This is a genomic window from Pseudomonas sp. SbOxS1, assembly GCF_013416725.1.
GTDB lineage: Bacteria > Pseudomonadota > Gammaproteobacteria > Pseudomonadales > Pseudomonadaceae > Aquipseudomonas.
The window spans coordinates 56,308-71,123 of record NZ_JAAVXC010000026.1 but is presented as its reverse complement, the minus strand read 5'-3'; the positions used below and the strand labels follow the sequence as shown (position 1 = coordinate 71,123).

Annotated in this window: 13 protein-coding genes; 5 read left to right on the top strand and 8 right to left on the bottom strand. The window is 59.6% G+C overall.

Going from position 1 to position 14,816, the window contains the following annotated elements:
* Nucleotides 1-92: 92 nt before the first annotated feature.
* Nucleotides 93-1,034, bottom strand: coding sequence for an AraC family transcriptional regulator (locus HFK74_RS21290; protein WP_180205215.1), 942 nt, complete (start codon nt 1,032-1,034; stop codon nt 93-95).
* A gap of 440 nt (nt 1,035-1,474) precedes the next feature.
* On the opposite strand from HFK74_RS21290, the gene HFK74_RS21285 reads away from it, so the two are divergent.
* On the top strand, nt 1,475-1,828 hold the full coding sequence (locus HFK74_RS21285) for a putative quinol monooxygenase (protein WP_180205214.1): 354 nt from the start codon (nt 1,475-1,477) through the stop codon (nt 1,826-1,828).
* Nucleotides 1,829-1,869: 41 nt separating this feature from the next.
* Nucleotides 1,870-2,100: a hypothetical protein gene (locus HFK74_RS21280; protein WP_008061930.1), complete on the top strand. Its 231-nt coding sequence runs from the start codon at nt 1,870-1,872 to the stop codon at nt 2,098-2,100.
* Here HFK74_RS21280 and HFK74_RS21275 read toward each other — a convergent pair whose 3' ends face one another.
* Together HFK74_RS21275 and HFK74_RS21270 are read right to left on the bottom strand one after the other, a co-directional pair.
* Nucleotides 2,101-2,730, bottom strand: coding sequence for a flavin reductase family protein (locus tag HFK74_RS21275; RefSeq protein WP_180205213.1), 630 nt, complete (start codon nt 2,728-2,730; stop codon nt 2,101-2,103).
* 255 nt (nt 2,731-2,985) lie between these two features.
* Nucleotides 2,986-3,201 (bottom strand): hypothetical protein, encoded by a 216-nt coding sequence (locus HFK74_RS21270; protein ID WP_008061934.1) that lies wholly within the window; start codon nt 3,199-3,201, stop codon nt 2,986-2,988.
* A gap of 348 nt (nt 3,202-3,549) precedes the next feature.
* Here HFK74_RS21270 and HFK74_RS21265 point away from each other — a divergent pair, with 348 nt between their 5' ends.
* On the top strand, nt 3,550-4,305 hold the full coding sequence (locus tag HFK74_RS21265) for a hypothetical protein (protein WP_180205212.1): 756 nt from the start codon (nt 3,550-3,552) through the stop codon (nt 4,303-4,305).
* A 135-nt stretch (nt 4,306-4,440) separates the two neighbouring features.
* On the opposite strand, the gene HFK74_RS21260 is transcribed toward HFK74_RS21265, so the two are convergent.
* From HFK74_RS21260 to HFK74_RS21245, 4 genes are all read right to left on the bottom strand, one after another.
* The gene (locus tag HFK74_RS21260; RefSeq protein ID WP_180205211.1) at nt 4,441-5,760 is read right to left on the bottom strand and encodes an MFS transporter; all 1,320 of its coding nucleotides are present in this window, start codon (nt 5,758-5,760) and stop codon (nt 4,441-4,443) included.
* Nucleotides 5,761-6,060: 300 nt separating this feature from the next.
* Nucleotides 6,061-7,395, bottom strand: coding sequence for a sigma-54 dependent transcriptional regulator (locus HFK74_RS21255; RefSeq protein ID WP_180205210.1), 1,335 nt, complete (start codon nt 7,393-7,395; stop codon nt 6,061-6,063).
* Entirely contained in the window at nt 7,380-9,155 is a 1,776-nt protein-coding gene (locus tag HFK74_RS21250) for an ATP-binding protein (protein ID WP_180205209.1), read from the bottom strand. The genes HFK74_RS21255 and HFK74_RS21250 overlap by 16 nt, the downstream gene beginning before the upstream one ends.
* Before the next feature lie 189 nt (nt 9,156-9,344).
* Entirely contained in the window at nt 9,345-10,868 is a 1,524-nt protein-coding gene (locus HFK74_RS21245) for a fumarate hydratase (RefSeq protein WP_008061943.1), read from the bottom strand.
* Nucleotides 10,869-11,276: 408 nt separating this feature from the next.
* Between HFK74_RS21245 and HFK74_RS21240 the strand changes: the two genes are divergently transcribed.
* Together HFK74_RS21240 and HFK74_RS21235 are read left to right on the top strand one after the other, a co-directional pair.
* The gene (locus HFK74_RS21240; RefSeq protein ID WP_180205208.1) at nt 11,277-12,383 is read left to right on the top strand and encodes a GGDEF domain-containing protein; all 1,107 of its coding nucleotides are present in this window, start codon (nt 11,277-11,279) and stop codon (nt 12,381-12,383) included.
* Nucleotides 12,376-13,311, top strand: a complete 936-nt coding sequence (locus HFK74_RS21235) for an iron-sulfur-binding ferredoxin reductase (RefSeq protein ID WP_180205207.1) — start codon at nt 12,376-12,378, stop codon at nt 13,309-13,311. Before HFK74_RS21240 ends, HFK74_RS21235 begins: the two co-directional genes overlap by 8 nt.
* A 97-nt stretch (nt 13,312-13,408) precedes the next feature.
* Here HFK74_RS21235 and HFK74_RS21230 read toward each other — a convergent pair whose 3' ends face one another.
* On the bottom strand, nt 13,409-14,794 hold the full coding sequence (locus HFK74_RS21230) for a delta-60 repeat domain-containing protein (RefSeq protein WP_180205206.1): 1,386 nt from the start codon (nt 14,792-14,794) through the stop codon (nt 13,409-13,411).
* Nucleotides 14,795-14,816: the final 22 nt, after the last annotated feature.

Sequence of the window (14,816 nt, the reverse complement as noted above, 5' to 3'; positions counted from 1 at the left end):
CGCTGGCAAGCCAGCTCCTACAAGGCTCGTGATATCCCTGTAGGAGCTGGCTTGCCAGCGAAAGCGTCATCGGCAACAACGCAAATTCCAGATCAGACCGATGACCGCAACCGAGCCAAATCCCTAAGCGGCGGAGCCCCGAACAATCGGCTGTACTCCCGGCTGAACTGCGAAGGGCTTTCATACCCCACCCGATACCCCGCCGCCGAAGCTTCCAGCCCTTCGGCCAACATCAGGCGCCGCGCCTCCTGCAGGCGCAGCTGCTTCTGATACTGCAACGGACTCATCGCCGTCATCGCCTTGAAGCGATGGTGCAGGGTCGACACACTCAGGTTCACTTCCTTCGCCAGATCGTCAATGCGCAGCGGCTGCTCGAAGTTGCCATTGAGCCACTTGATCGCCTGGCTGATGCGGTGACTCTGGCTGTTGGCAATGGCGATTTCATACAGCCGGTGCCCCTGCTTGCTGCGTAGCAACCGGTAGAGAATTTCCCGGCGAACCAGCGGTGCGAGCATGGCGATGTCTTTCGGGGTGTCGAGCAACCGCGCCAGGCGCAGCACGGCATCGAGCATTGCGCTGTCGAGTTGTTCAACATACAAGCCGCGCCCGGTCGGCCGGGTGGGCAAACCGAGCGGGCCGGCGTCGGCTATCAGCGCGGTGATTTCCGCCGGGTCGATGTCCAGCCGCACCGCGAGGATCGGCTCCTCTACCGAAACATTCACCACCCGCCCGCTGAGCGGCATCGAGACCGAGACCACCAGGTAATTGAGCGGGTCGTAATTGAAGTACTCGTCGGCCAGGCGAACTTCCTTGCGACCCTGGGCCATGATGCACAGCGCCGGTTGTGCAAGCACCGGGGCGAAATCGTGATTCTGGCTGTGGCGCGACATGAACAGCGAGCCGACAGCGGTGGCATAAGTGCCATCTTCGGCGGTGTTGCGGCGGATGATCGCCGCCAGTTCCGCGCGCTGCTTTTCCATGTCGGCGTCCAGCGGGGCTTGCGGCGGCTGTGAAAAGTGATCGAGAGACGACATGCAAGGCATCCTCGGCAAGGCATGGGTGATGGGGCAGAGCATATGTTTGTGCAAGCAACAGCGGTAGACACATCCTGCCTGATGCTTGCCTGATTCTGCACGGGGTGGCTTCTATTTCTGCGCATGCTCAGCGCCCAGGCAGACTGCCAACCCCCTGTAGGAGCGAGCCTGCTCGCGATGAACCCGAGAGCGACGCGGGGTATCAGGTTTCCAGCGTTATCGTTGACGACCATCGCGAGCAAGCTTGCTCCTACACAAAACTCGCAGGGCAGAACATTGGTAGCGTTTTACGCATTGTTACCGGCTGCCCGCTCAGTCTCGCAGGATCGTGCAACGCAGCGGCAGGAATCGACTAACGACAGGCGCGTGCCAGCCTTTAATCTTGGATCCTGTCGCAGCCCGTCCCCTGGCTGCCACGCGACTCCCTGGGAGGGTTGAACATGTCAAAGCAGATCCCCGTCAGTCATATGGCCTTTGTCCGGGCGCGCCCCGGGCGCTCTCAAGAGCTGGGTGTGCGCCTGAGCGCCTTGATCGAGCCGTCCCGCGCAGCGAAAGGCTGCCTGAGCTTTGCCTTGCAGCACTCGCAATGCGACCCGCAGTTGTGGCTGGTTTCCGGCTTCTGGGCCAATCAGCAGGCCATGACTGCGTACTTCAGCACGCCGGCCATGGAGGTTTTTGCCGAGCTGGTGCAGGAACTGGTGGTCGACAGCCTGGATTTTCACACCTTCAAGGAGGTGTCGGCGGCGCAGGCGTTGCGTCAGTCCGGTGCAGCGGTACACAAACTGGCCGGTTGAGGGTTTAATGGCAGCATTCTCAACCAGCCAGGATGCGCGACATGGCACGCAAAGCCTTTGAACACTTCGAAGCCGTTTCAGCCGTAGTACCGGGCGAGGGTGGTTACCATGCCGCAATCGCCGTCAAAGCGTTGGGTGGTTCCGGCGCCCCGCGTTTTCACAAAGTACTGGAAGGCCAGACCTTCAAGACCGCTCACGACGCCGATCTGGCGGCCGCCAAAGAGCTGACCCGCCTCAAGGACGTCAAAGAAGACGCCGACCTGCTCTGGTAATTACTTCACCGCCCCCGGGCGATACATCTTGAACAACGCCTCAGGCCCCAGCTGGAAATAATCCGCTGGCCCGCCGCCGCGCAGAATCGGTTCTGCCGCGGCGGTGTCGTACACCCCATCCTTCAACAGCCACTTGGCGATGTGCACGGCGACCACTTCGCCGAGAATCAGCCAGCTCGGCACCACATTTCCGTCCGCCCGCTGCAGCTGAATGATCTGGGTGACCTTGCATTCGAAGGACACCGGGCTTTCGGCGACCCGTGGCACTGCAATGACTTTCGAGGCGACGGTTGTCAGCCCGGCCAATTCGAACTCATTGACCTGCGGACCGACAGCGGCGCAGCTCTGGTTCATCTGCTCGGCCAATGGCCGGGTGGCCAGGTTCCAGGCGAATTCGCCGGTCTGTTCGATGTTGTTCAGGCTGTCTTTGCGCCCAATGCTGGAAAAACCAATGATCGGCGGGATGTAGTTGAAGGCGTTGAAAAAGCTGTAGGGCGCCAGGTTCAAGTGGCCTTCGGCATCCTGTGAAGAAATCCAGCCAATGGGACGCGGGCCGACGATCGCGTTGAACGGATCGTGGGGCAGGCCGTGGCCGTTCGCGGGTTCGTAATAGTGGATGTCGTCGGGCATGGCCGGTCTTCCTGAAGGCGTGAATCGGAGGAGCGCCATAGTGCAAGGGCGGGCCGCTGATTTCCAGTCAGATGAATTACTTGTAGGAGCGAGCCTGCTCGCGATTGCAATCTGTCAGTCAACATCAATGGTGAATTTCAATCCGCTATCGCGAGCAGGCTCGCTCCCACAGGTTCTGTGGTTAAACCCGGCATTTGTGTACCCCAGAAATGACTAAGCCCGGCCGAAGCCGGGCTTTGGTGCCGCTTTTGCGGATTAGCTGACGGAAGCACCGCCAGTACGATCGTAACCATCTTCGGCAACGGTGGCGCCGCCAGTGCGGTCGTAGCCATCCGCGGCGACTGTGGCGGAACCCGTGCGGTCATAGCCGTCTGCTGCAACAGCGGAGCCAGTACGGTCGTAACCGTCGGCGGCGAAGGTGTTGGCGGCCAGTACGGACAGGGCGATGGCGAGGAACAGTTTGGTTTTCATCTTCATTTCTCCAGGTTCTTTGGCGTTTTGTCTCTTGGGCATGGGTTTCATGCTACGCCAATTAAACTGATTAAAAAGCGCAAAATAATGCTAAAAACAATCGATTAAGTAGATGTTAACGCCAATAGACGTCAGCGCTTTCAAGGTTTGAATGGGCGCATGGCAGTTAATCGATCAGGCAGGTTCAGGATGAGGGGAGCGCATTAACTCGTGATTAATCCGCTCTTTTGCCCGTGTGACAGATTTTTCATAAAGCGCCTACCCATTTTTCACCCACTGACCTCCAGTCTGCGCACCGCGGCATAACCCGAAGAAAGGGTCGTCATGAATACTGGAGCTCTATCCCCGATGAATAAACTTCCTCAAATCACCCTGGCGTTCTGGGTGATGAAAATCTGCGCGACGACTCTGGGGGAAACCGCCGGAGATTTGCTGTCGATGACCCTCAACGTAGGCTATGCCATCAGCTCGCTGATATTGATCAGCGTGTTTGTGCTGACACTGGTTACGCAATTGATGGCCAAAACCTACAAGCCGGTGCTGTACTGGATCGTGATCCTGTCGACCAGCACGGCGGGCACCACCATGTCCGACTTCATGGACCGCACTCTTGAGTTGGGCTACGCCACGGGCTCGATGATCCTGATTGCGATTTTGATAGGGATTTTTGCCGCCTGGCGCCTGAGCGGCGATTCGCTGAACGTGACCAAGGTCCAGACGTTCCGTGGCGAGATGTTTTATTGGATGGCGATTCTGTTTTCCAACACCCTGGGCACCGCGCTTGGCGATTACCTGGCCGATGATTCGGGCCTTGGCTTTGCCGGTGGCGCGCTGTTGATCGGCTCGACCATTGCGTTGGTCGTGCTGCTCAAATACTTCACGAAAATTTCGTCGGTGCTGTTGTTCTGGGTGGCGTTCGTGCTCACCCGGCCGTTCGGCGCGACGCTGGGTGATTTCCTGACCAAGCCCCATGAAAAGGGTGGCCTGGACTTCGGCACTATCGGTTCATCGCTGGTGTTGGCGGGGATTCTGGTGGTGATGATTGCGGGGGCTTCGTACGCGCAGAACAAGTACGGGAAACAGTCGGCAGCCGAGTTGACTTGATACCGAGGTGCCCCCCTTCGCGGGCAAGCCTCGCTCCTACAGTTCGATGCCGTTCACACATTTGTGATCGACTCAAACCTGTAGGAGCGAGGCTTGCTCGCGAAGAGGCCGGTATGACCGACCTCGATGCGGCTGTCAGTCAGTGACGATCCGCGAATGCTTACGGGTGTCCTTCATGGTGACATACACCAGCAACGACACGGCGATGCACGCGGTGACATACCAGTAGTAACCGGTTTCCATGCCAATGCTCTTGAACCACAGCGCGATGTATTCAGCGGTACCGCCGAAGATCGACACGGTCAGGGCGTACGGCAGGCCAACGCCCAGGGCGCGGATTTCGGTCGGGAACAGCTCGGCCTTGACCACTGCGTTGATCGAGGTGTAGCCGCTGACGATGATCAGTGCCGCCATGATCAGGAAGAACGCGCCCCACCAGGTCGTGATGGTGTGCAGGGTGGTGAGGATCGGCACGGTGAAAATCGTGCCCAGTACGCCAAAGGCGATCAGGATCGGACGACGGCCGATCTTGTCCGACAGGCCACCGATGATCGGTTGCAGGCACATGAACAGGAACAGTGTGGCGGCAGAGATGGTGGTGGAGTCGGAAATGCTCATGCCGACGGTGTTCACCAGGTATTTCTGCATGTAGGTGGTGTAGGTGTAGAACGCCAGGGTGCCGCCCATGGTCAGGCCGACCACGGTCAACAGCTCTTTTGGATGGCGCATCAAGGTGCGCATCGCGCTTTCCTTGGCCTTTTCCTTCTTGGTGAACGACTCGGTTTCTTCCATGCCACGACGCAGGTACAGCGCGACTACGGCACACAGCGCGCCGATGGCGAACGGAATGCGCCAGCCCCAGGCGTACAGCTCTTCGGTGGTCAGTACGTTTTGCAGGATGATCAGTACGGCCAAGGCGATGAGCTGACCGGAGATCAGGGTCACGTATTGGAAGCTGGAGTAGAAACCACGACGTTCCTTGGTCGCCATCTCGCTGAGGTAAGTGGCGGAGGTGCCGTATTCGCCACCGACCGACAGGCCTTGCAGCAAGCGGGCGAACACCAGCAGGATCGGCGCACCGATACCGATGATTTCATAGCCTGGGCTCAGGGCGATCAGCAGCGAGCCGAAGCACATCAGGTACACCGAGGCCATCAGGGCCTTCTTGCGTCCGACCTTGTCGGCGTACAGGCCCATCAGCCATCCGCCGATAGGGCGCATCAGGAAGCCCACGGCGAAGATCGCAGCGGTGTTCAGCAGTTGTGCAGTGGTGTCGCCTTTGGGGAAAAAGGTCTTGGCGAAATAGAGGGAGAAAGCGGCGTAGACATACCAGTCATACCACTCGACCATGTTGCCGACGGAGCCGCTGAAGATCGATTTGATGCGGCTGGAGGTGGTTCGTTCTTTTGTCGGCGCGGCAACCGACCCACGGGGCAGGGTATTGGAGTTATCCATTGAAGGATCCTTCGTCTAATTATTTTTTGTGGAGCGCGCATAAACGCAGCCTGCGGGGGCTATAGCAGGAGCTGTGCCAAGAGGGAGAGGGCCGGTTTAGAGGGGGTTTGAGGTTTTTGTGAGCGGAAATCCGCTTATTCTGGAGAGGGTGTGAGCGAAAAACCGCTTAACAGTTCCTGAAGTTGCTTTGCGTGTACCGGCCTCATCGCGAGCAGGCTCGCTCCCACAAGGGGCCGGTGTACGCAGCTCAATGTGGGAGCGAGCCTGCTCGCGATGAGGCCAGTAGAAGCACTGCAAGAATCAGTTCTCTTGCAGGAACATCTCGCGGGTCAGTCCATGCCGCTGCATCTTTTCATTGAACGTGCGGCGTGGCAGTTGCAGCTCTTCGAGCACCGCTTTCACATCACCCTTGTGCCGGGTCAACGCGGCGCGCAGGCACTGCGCTTCGAAGGCTTCCTGCTGCGCTGCCAGAGACTGACCCGGCTCGATGCCCGCCGGTACAGGCTCGCCAAGGCCCAACACCTGGCGCTCGGCCACGTTTGCCAGTTCGCGCACATTGCCTGGCCAGTCGTGACTTAACAGATGGCTCAACTGCGGCCCGCTCAACGGTGCAAAGGTGCGTCCCAGGCGCTCGGCGGCACTCTGGGCAAAGGCCTCGTACAACAACGGAATGTCTTCGCGACGGTCGCGCAACGGTGGCAGGCGCAATTCGGCGACGTTCAAGCGGTAAGCCAGGTCTTCGCGAAAACGCCCGGCCCGTGCCTCGTCGAGCAGGTCCGGCTTGGTCGCGGCGATGATGCGCAAATCCACACGAATGCTCTGGTTCGAGCCCAGGCGCTCAAGCTTCTGCTCCTGCAACACCCGCAGCAATTTCACCTGCTGCGCCAGGGGCATGCTTTCGATTTCATCGAGAAACAGCGTGCCGCCATCGGCGTATTCGAGCTTGCCGATCCGCTTGCCCTGGGCGCCGGTGAACGCGCCGCTTTCGTGGCCAAACAGCTCGGCCTCGAACAGTTGTTCGGGGATGGCCGCGCAGTTCAAGGCGACGAAGGGTTTAGCGGCGCGTGGGCCGAAGTCGTGCAGGCAGCGGGCAACCAGCTCCTTGCCGCTGCCGGTTTCACCGCGGATCAATACGTTGACCGGCAACGCCGCCAGGTCCAGAACTTGCCGGCGCAGCGTTTGCAAGCCTCGGGACACCCCCAGCAACGTCGCATCGAGTTTGGCGCGGTTGTCGGCCTGCTCGTGCAACGCGCGGTTTTCCAGCACCAGCCGGCGTTTGTCCAGCGCGCGGCGCAGGCTGCCAAGCAGGGTTTGCGGGCTGAAGGGTTTTTCGAGGAAGTCGTAGGCGCCATCGCGCATCGCATCGACCGCCATTGGCACGTCGCCATGGCCGGTCAGCAGAATCACCGGCAAGTCGGCATCGCGGCGCTGGACTTCGGCCAGCAGCTCCAGCCCGGACATGCCGGGCATGCGCACGTCGCTGAGGATCACACCGGGGTAATGCGCGGGCAGTTGCGCCAGGCATTCATCGGCGCGGCTGAACAGTTGCACCTGGAAGCCCGACAGGCTCAGCCATTGTTCGACGGCGCTGCGGATGCTGCTTTCGTCGTCGACCACCATCACTGAATTGAGCATGTGCCAGGGGCCTCCGGATCGATAGGCAAGGTGAGTGTGAACACCGCGCCGTTGTCGTGATTATCGGCGCTCAGGCGTCCGCCCGATTCGTGAACAATGGCAAAGGATACGGCCAGACCGATGCCCAGGCCATCGCCCACCGGTTTAGTGGTGAAAAAGGGATCGAAGACCTTCGACAGGTTTTCTTCGGCGATGCCACCACCGTTGTCGATAACGCTCAGGCGCCACAGTTGTTCGTCGGCTTCGAGGCGGATTTCCAGGCGTTTGCAGGGTTTATCCTGCATCGCATCCAGGGCGTTGCGCAGCAGATTGATCAGCACCTGTTCCAGGCGAATCGCATCGCCGCGCACCCACGCCGGGCGGGTCAGGTGCAGCACGGTGCTGACCTGTTCGTCGCGCAGGCGAGTGTCGAGCAGCTCAAGTGATTGGTCCACCACCGCCGCCAGGTCCAGGCGTTCGCGCAAGCCGCTGGGACTTTTACGGGCAAAGGTTTTCAGGTGGCCGGTGAGGGCGGCCATGCGCGTCAGCATGTCATCCACCGGTTTGAGTGCCTTGTAGGCGTCGTCGACCCGGCCGTGTTCGAGCAACAGGCGCAAGGTCGCCAGCTGCATGCGCTGGGCGGTCAACGGCTGATTGATTTCATGGGCCAGCGCCGCCGACATCTGACCGAGGGCTGCGAGCTTGGCCGACTGCACCAGACCGTCCTGGGCGGTGCGCAGGTCGCGGGTGCGTTCTTCCACCAGCTGTTCGAGTTCTTCGCGACTGCGCTGGCGCATTTTCGCCAGGCGCCAGCGCTGGTTGAGGAACAGCAGCAGGAACACCAGCGTCAGCCACAGGCCGGCCGCGGCGAGGGCGGCGTTGCGGCTGTCTTCGAACGCCACTTGCGGACGACGCAGCAGGTGCAGCGTCCAGCCCTCGGCGGTCAGCGGCAGGGACTCCCACAGGTAATCCGTTTTGCCGTCCGGTCCGTCGACCCGCGCCAGTTCGCTGTTGTCGTCGAAACGGCGTAGCGATTGATAGTCGAGCAGTGTCAGCGGCTGCTTGTCGTATTGGCGGGTGGCCTTGAGCTCGGCCTGATCGCTGTCGCTCAGCGGTTTCAATTGGCGATAGCGCCAGCCCGGCTGATTGGCGATGAAGATAATCCCGCGTGCATCGCTGACCAGCAGCGTGTCGCTGCCTTGGCGCCATTCGCGTTCCAGCTCGGGAAACTCGAGCTTCACCACCATGGCGCCGAGAAACTGCCCGTCGTCGTTGGTCACGGCGCTGGACAGGAAGTAACCCGGTATCCCGCTGGTCACCCCCACGGCATAAAAACGCCCGGTGCCCTGGGTTCGGGTCTGATTGAAGTAGGGGCGAAAACCGTAGTTATGACCGACGTAACTGCTGGGCAAACGCCAGTTGCTCGCCGCCACGGCCAGGCCAGTACGATCGAGCAGTTCCAGGGTCGAGGACTCGGCGGCCCCGTTGATCTTTTCCAGTTTGCGGTTAAGCACTTCCTGTTGTTCGGGGCTTACCGGGCCCTTGAGTGCGTCACGCAATTGAGGGTCCAGCGCCAGCACCGAGGGCAGGGCGCGGTAACGTTCGATCAGGGTATGCAGCGACGTGGCGTACAACGCCAGTTGCTGATTGGCACGGGCCGCGTCTTCGACCAGGGATTGGCGTACGGTGTGGCGCATGGCCAGGGTGGCAGCAATGGCGGCACCGGCGATGATCAGCACGGTGTACAGCGCCAGGCGCAGGGATCGGGAAGTCGGCAGCATGCAGTGGACAACAGGTGAAAATGAGGGGGAGCACCATACCATGTGGACGGCAGTCATCTCTCGCCCGAACCCATGCGCTGGCGCGGGTTTTACCGTGATGGTCGATTGCAGGCGTTTCAGCTTGTTACCAGCCAAAAAAAACCGGCCTGTCGTTGCCGACCGGCCGGTTTTTTGAGGTTTCAGTGCGTTTTACTGCACTTCTACCGCCAGGCTTTCACTGATCTTTTGCTGCCAGATGGCAGGACCGGTGATGTGTACCGACTCGCCCTTGCTGTCGACTGCAACAGTCACAGGCATGTCTTTCACGTCGAACTCGTAGATGGCTTCCATCCCCAGTTCAGCGAATGCCACCACGCGGGATTTCTTGATCGCTTGCGCCACCAGGTAAGCCGCGCCGCCCACTGCCATCAGGTAAACGGCCTTGTGGTCCTTGATCGCGTCGATCGCGGTCGGGCCACGCTCGGATTTGCCGATCATGCCCAGCAGGCCGGTTTGCTCGAGGATCTGGCGGGTGAACTTGTCCATACGCGTTGCGGTAGTAGGACCGGCAGGGCCAACCACTTCTTCGCGCACCGGATCGACCGGGCCGACGTAGTAGATGAAGCGACCTTTCAGGTCCACCGGCAGGGTTTCACCCTTGTTCAGCATCTCGACCATGCGCTTGTGCGCAGCATCGCGACCGGTGAGCATCTTGCCGTTGAGCAGGACGGTTTCGCCCGGCTTCCAACTCTGCACTTCTTCCGGGGTCAGGGTGTCGAGGTTGACGCGACGGGCCGACGGGCCGGCTTCCCAGACGATTTCCGGGTAGGCGTCCAACGGCGGCGCCTCCAGGGAGGCCGGGCCGGAACCGTCGAGCACGAAGTGCGCGTGACGGGTGGCGGCGCAGTTCGGGATCATGCACACCGGCAGGGACGCGGCGTGGGTCGGGTAATCCATGATCTTCACGTCGAGCACTGTGGTCAGGCCACCGAGGCCCTGGGCGCCGATGCCCAGTTGGTTGACCTTCTCGAACAGCTCCAGGCGCATTTCTTCGATGCGGTTCTGCGGGCCGCGGGCTTTGAGCTCGTGAATGTCGATGGATTCCATCAACACTTCCTTGGCCATCACCGCGGCTTTCTCGGCGGTGCCGCCGATGCCGATACCGAGCATGCCCGGTGGGCACCAGCCGGCGCCCATGGTCGGAACGGTCTTCAGAACCCAGTCGACGATCGAGTCGGACGGGTTGAGCATGGCCATTTTCGACTTGTTCTCGGAACCACCGCCCTTGGCCGCCACGTCCACTTCCACGGTGTTACCCGGAACGATGGAGTAGTGGATAACGGCCGGGGTATTGTCCTTGGTGTTTTTACGAGCACCCGCCGGGTCGGCGAGGATCGAGGCACGCAGGACGTTTTCCGGCAGGTTGTAAGCCCGGCGCACGCCTTCGTTGATCATGTCGTCCAGGCCCATGGTGGCGCCATCCCAACGAACGTCCATGCCTACGCGCACGAACACGGTGACGATGCCGGTGTCCTGGCAGATCGGGCGGTGGCCGGTGGCGCACATCCGCGAGTTGATCAGGATCTGCGCCATGGAGTCACGGGCCGCTGGCGATTCTTCGCGCAGGTAGGCTTCGTGCATCGCCTGGATGAAATCCACGGGGTGGTAGTAGGAAATGAACTGCAGGGCGTCGGCAACGCTCTGAATCAGGTCGTCTTGCTTGATCACGGTCATGAGTCGCGCTCCTCTAAAAGACGGGAACATTCAATAAGGTGCTTGCAGCTTGGGTGCATCGGTCGGTTGCAAGCACCTTTCAAGGCACGCCGGGCATGCTGGCGCGACGCTAAAAAGGCGCGGCAGTATAGCGCGCCTCGCAAGCGGGCACACCCGCCGACAGTCAATCGTTGGTCGCATAGTTAGGCCTGGCATCCGATGGCTGTCATGCCCCGATCCCTGTAGGAGCTGGCTTGCCAGCGAAAGCGGTGGGTGAGACGGCCCATTTATTGACTGGACGGACGCCTTCGCTGGCAAGCCAGCTCCTACAAAAATTGAATGGTTATTTATCGGCCGCACCACTAAAGTGACATTCGGTCTGTAGAGTAGGACGCTCTGTCAGTCTCCTTTCATAGGGTGAGTCAACGATTGACCCATAACGCCATCCAGCGCCTGTTGCTCAAACGTTTTGGCCTCGCAGCCGGCACCTACGCCCTGGCTCTTCTACTGCTGTGGCTGGCGTTTTTCACCGGCCATTACGATGAGCCGCTGGCCAATGTCGCCGTCGGCAGCGCGCTGGTGGTCATCAGCCAGGCGGCGTTGTTCGTGGTGTTCTACAGCGGTTGCAACCTGCGTTTTTCCGACCCCAGCCTGACCGAGCCGCAAGTGCTGCTGGGGCTGGGCTGGCAAACCTGGTTGATTGCCAATCTGGATGAGGCCCGCGGCGCGTTCCTGGTGTTCTACGTGCTGATTCTGTTGTTCGGGCTGTTTCATCTGTCGCGCCGTGCCTTTGCACGGTGCGCGTTGCTGGTATTTTTCAGTTTCAGCACGATCACGCTGTGGGAGGGCTACCACCTCCAGCTGGCCGATCCGGCGCTGGCCGTGTTGCAGGTGTGCGTGCTGTTTATCGTGCTGGTCTGGCTGGAGCTGTACGCCCGTTACGTCCAGGCCTCCCGCCTGCGCATGCGTCAGCGCCGCTTCGCCTTGCAGGCACACCAGGATACGTTGCGCGGGATGATGCGCCAGCTCGAGGACCTGGTGGCCACCGACGAATTGACCGGTTTGTTCAATCGCCGGCATTTCCTGCGCCTGGCTTCGCGCGAACTCAAGGCCATGGACGCCAGTGTCGTGCATGGCCTGGCGCTGATCGACCTTGATCACTTCAAACGCATCAACGACATTCACGGCCATGCGGCTGGCGATCAGGTGTTGCAGGCATTTGCCGGCGTGGCGTCAGCCTGCCTGCGCGACGGTGATGTCCTGGCGCGCTACGGCGGAGAAGAGTTCGTGGTGTTGCTGCCTGATTGCGATGCCGGGCGATTGACGGCGTGTTGCGAGCGGCTGCGCCTCGCCTTCATCGATGTACAGTTGATCGGCTTGAAGGTCGGCAGTCTCAGCCTGTCCGCGGGCATGACCCTGCTGTTACCGGGCGATGATCTTGACGAGGCCTTGCAGCGGGCTGACCAGGCACTTTATCGGGCCAAGCGTGACGGTCGCAACCGGTGCGCAGCGGCATGGGAAAACGTCGATGCCTGAGTTGCGTGTTGGCGACCGCCAATGGTCGGTGGCCACTGGCAGTAATCTGCTGGATGCCCTGAATCAGAACGGCGTGTCAGTGCCTTACAGCTGTCGTGCCGGCAGTTGCCATGCGTGCCTGGTGCAATGCGTGCAAGGGCTGCCGAGCGACAGTCGCCCCGATGCTCTGAGCGCAGAGCAGCGTCAGCAAGGCTGGCGCCTGGCCTGCCAGTGTCAGGTGGTCGAGGACTTGCAGGTGCACACCTTCGACCCGCAACAGGACGGTCGCCCGGCCGAGGTCGCTGCCGCCGATTGGCTGAGCCCCAGCGTGTTGCGCTTGCGCCTGACTGCGCAGCGGCCATTGCGCTACAGCGCCGGCCAGCATCTGGTGTTATGGGCGGGCAATGTGGCGCGGCCATACTCCCTCGCCAGCCTGCCGGAAGAGGACCGCTTTCTCGAGTTTCACCTTGATTGTCGCCAGTCGGGGGAATTTTGCGAGGCAGCCCGTCAGCTGAGCATCGGCGACCCGATCCGCCTCGGCGAGTTGCGTGGTGGCGCGTTGCACTACGATCCGGACTGGCACGACCGTCCGCTGTGGCTGATGGCGGCCGGCACCGGGCTGGGCCCGTTGTTTGGCGTGTTGCGCGAAGCGTTGCGTCAGGATCATCGGGGCGCCATCCGCGTCATCCACCTGGCCCATGACGCCAATGAACATTACCTGGCCAAACCCCTGCAAGCCATGGCGGCCAGCCGCCCGAACCTCAGTATCGAGCTCTGGACCCCGGCCGAGTTGCCGGCGGCTTTGGCACAACTGCGGATTGTTTCCCGGCAAACCCTGGCTTTGGTCTGTGGGGCACCGGACAGCGTCGATGCGTTTGCCCGGCGCTTGTATCTGGCGGGATTGCCGCGCAATCAACTGCTGGCGGACGTGTTCCTGCCCCGTGCTTAAGCGTTGAGTTCTCAGGCAAGAATTCACTATGAGCCAGGCCATGTCACACGGGTGGCCGAAAGCCCCACACCTTCATCAGGTGTGGGGCTTTTGCCAATCAGGGGAGCAGGCCGCGTGCGAGGGCACTGTCAAATACCCCGCCGTTGTTAAACTCCACAGATATCACAACGCCTTTGTTTGTAATGACTGACGTGTGCTGTCTGAAGTGTTGTGAGTCTATGTAATTCAGCCAGCCTTCACCGTTGCCGAAGCTTTTGTCATGAGTTCCGTCATGTAAAAAGCGTGCAATACCGTAATTGTTACTCGATAAGTCATCCGTCTCTACAACTGCAGTGGCGAGGAAACTGCCGTCGGGCTGGAAATCGGTATTAAACAATAATACTCGTGACGAGCTCACGGCAGTAAGGACAGGGTTCCCCTTATTGAACTGGATATTGCTGGATCCATCTGCTTCACGACTGATTAACAGTCCGGGCCTTTCCAGACTATTTGGGTCGACAACCGTGCCTGCGCACAGAACGCGGTTGTTCGGTTGCTTTACAGTCTTTTCAAGAACGAAGTGGTGCCCTGGGTTTTCACTCGACAGAAACAGGAATCCACCCCGCTGATAGGTTGTATCAAGCCTGCCATCCTGATGGTGTTTTACCAAGACTATGGCGTCCGGTAAGCCGCCATCAATAACTCTGACGTTACCACTGCTTATGTAATTTCCACTGTCATCAACGATCAGGCTGGACAGCTCCAGTCGGTTAAAAATTTCGTGTTTGACGCGAACGAAGCCAGCGCCATTGAACGTGTAATCGAGCACCCCGCGGTGATCGAGGCGAATGATAAAGCTATCCTGAGTTCCGCCCGTACTGGTCGCGTGCAACAGCAAAATGTGCTCGTTGGTAATCGTGCAGATTTTTTGAATACTCCGTTCAGAGACTCTCGAATGAGGGGGGTTACCTGGCTTCAATCTGGCTTTTTCGCTGAGGTCTTCATTGTTGGCTGGTGCAATAATCGGATGTTCTGACTCTCGCGGAGCTCTGAAAATAAACTTTCCATGGTCTGCAAAATTCTCGTCGATTTTTCCGCTTGGAAGAATGCAAGAAACCCCCTTGTCCAGCCTTGAACTACCGTTCTCACGATGAATGAGAAGCCCGCTAAGCACAATTTTGCCATTCAAAAAATTAATATTATCGCAGTAAAAATTAGATGGAAAATTGGTAAAAAAATCGCTGAAATAACCTTGCTCGCCAAAACTTATATCGATAAAGCCATTTTCGTCGAGTCGCGCCAACGTGTAGATCGAGTGGCTGGATTCCTTATATGCCAAGCCTGCAACGTAAATTTTGTTGTCAGGGCCGGTGGCGACTGTCATTGATTCATAGTTAGGATAGTTGGGATTTGGCGACTGGAGTCGGGCGAGGCCTTTATCGCCAAAGCTAGGGTCTAGTTCGCTCGCGTTACGAAGTGTTTCAATAGTGTTGTTAGTCGACATGATTTACTCCCTGTTGATTGCT

Bases quoted from the DNA above. Each gene is read 5' to 3' on its own strand.
- HFK74_RS21290 (WP_180205215.1), bottom strand. From the start codon at position 1,034: ATGTCGTCTCTCGATCACTTTTCACAGCCGCCGCAAGCCCCGCTGGAC.
- HFK74_RS21285 (WP_180205214.1), top strand. From the start codon at position 1,475: ATGTCAAAGCAGATCCCCGTCAGTCATATGGCCTTTGTCCGGGCGCGC.
- HFK74_RS21280 (WP_008061930.1), top strand. From the start codon at position 1,870: ATGGCACGCAAAGCCTTTGAACACTTCGAAGCCGTTTCAGCCGTAGTA.
- HFK74_RS21275 (WP_180205213.1), bottom strand. From the start codon at position 2,730: ATGCCCGACGACATCCACTATTACGAACCCGCGAACGGCCACGGCCTG.
- HFK74_RS21270 (WP_008061934.1), bottom strand. From the start codon at position 3,201: ATGAAAACCAAACTGTTCCTCGCCATCGCCCTGTCCGTACTGGCCGCC.
- HFK74_RS21265 (WP_180205212.1), top strand. From the start codon at position 3,550: ATGAATAAACTTCCTCAAATCACCCTGGCGTTCTGGGTGATGAAAATC.
- HFK74_RS21260 (WP_180205211.1), bottom strand. From the start codon at position 5,760: ATGGATAACTCCAATACCCTGCCCCGTGGGTCGGTTGCCGCGCCGACA.
- HFK74_RS21255 (WP_180205210.1), bottom strand. From the start codon at position 7,395: ATGCTCAATTCAGTGATGGTGGTCGACGACGAAAGCAGCATCCGCAGC.
- HFK74_RS21250 (WP_180205209.1), bottom strand. From the start codon at position 9,155: ATGCTGCCGACTTCCCGATCCCTGCGCCTGGCGCTGTACACCGTGCTG.
- HFK74_RS21245 (WP_008061943.1), bottom strand. From the start codon at position 10,868: ATGACCGTGATCAAGCAAGACGACCTGATTCAGAGCGTTGCCGACGCC.
- HFK74_RS21235 (WP_180205207.1), top strand. From the start codon at position 12,376: ATGCCTGAGTTGCGTGTTGGCGACCGCCAATGGTCGGTGGCCACTGGC.
- HFK74_RS21230 (WP_180205206.1), bottom strand. From the start codon at position 14,794: ATGTCGACTAACAACACTATTGAAACACTTCGTAACGCGAGCGAACTA.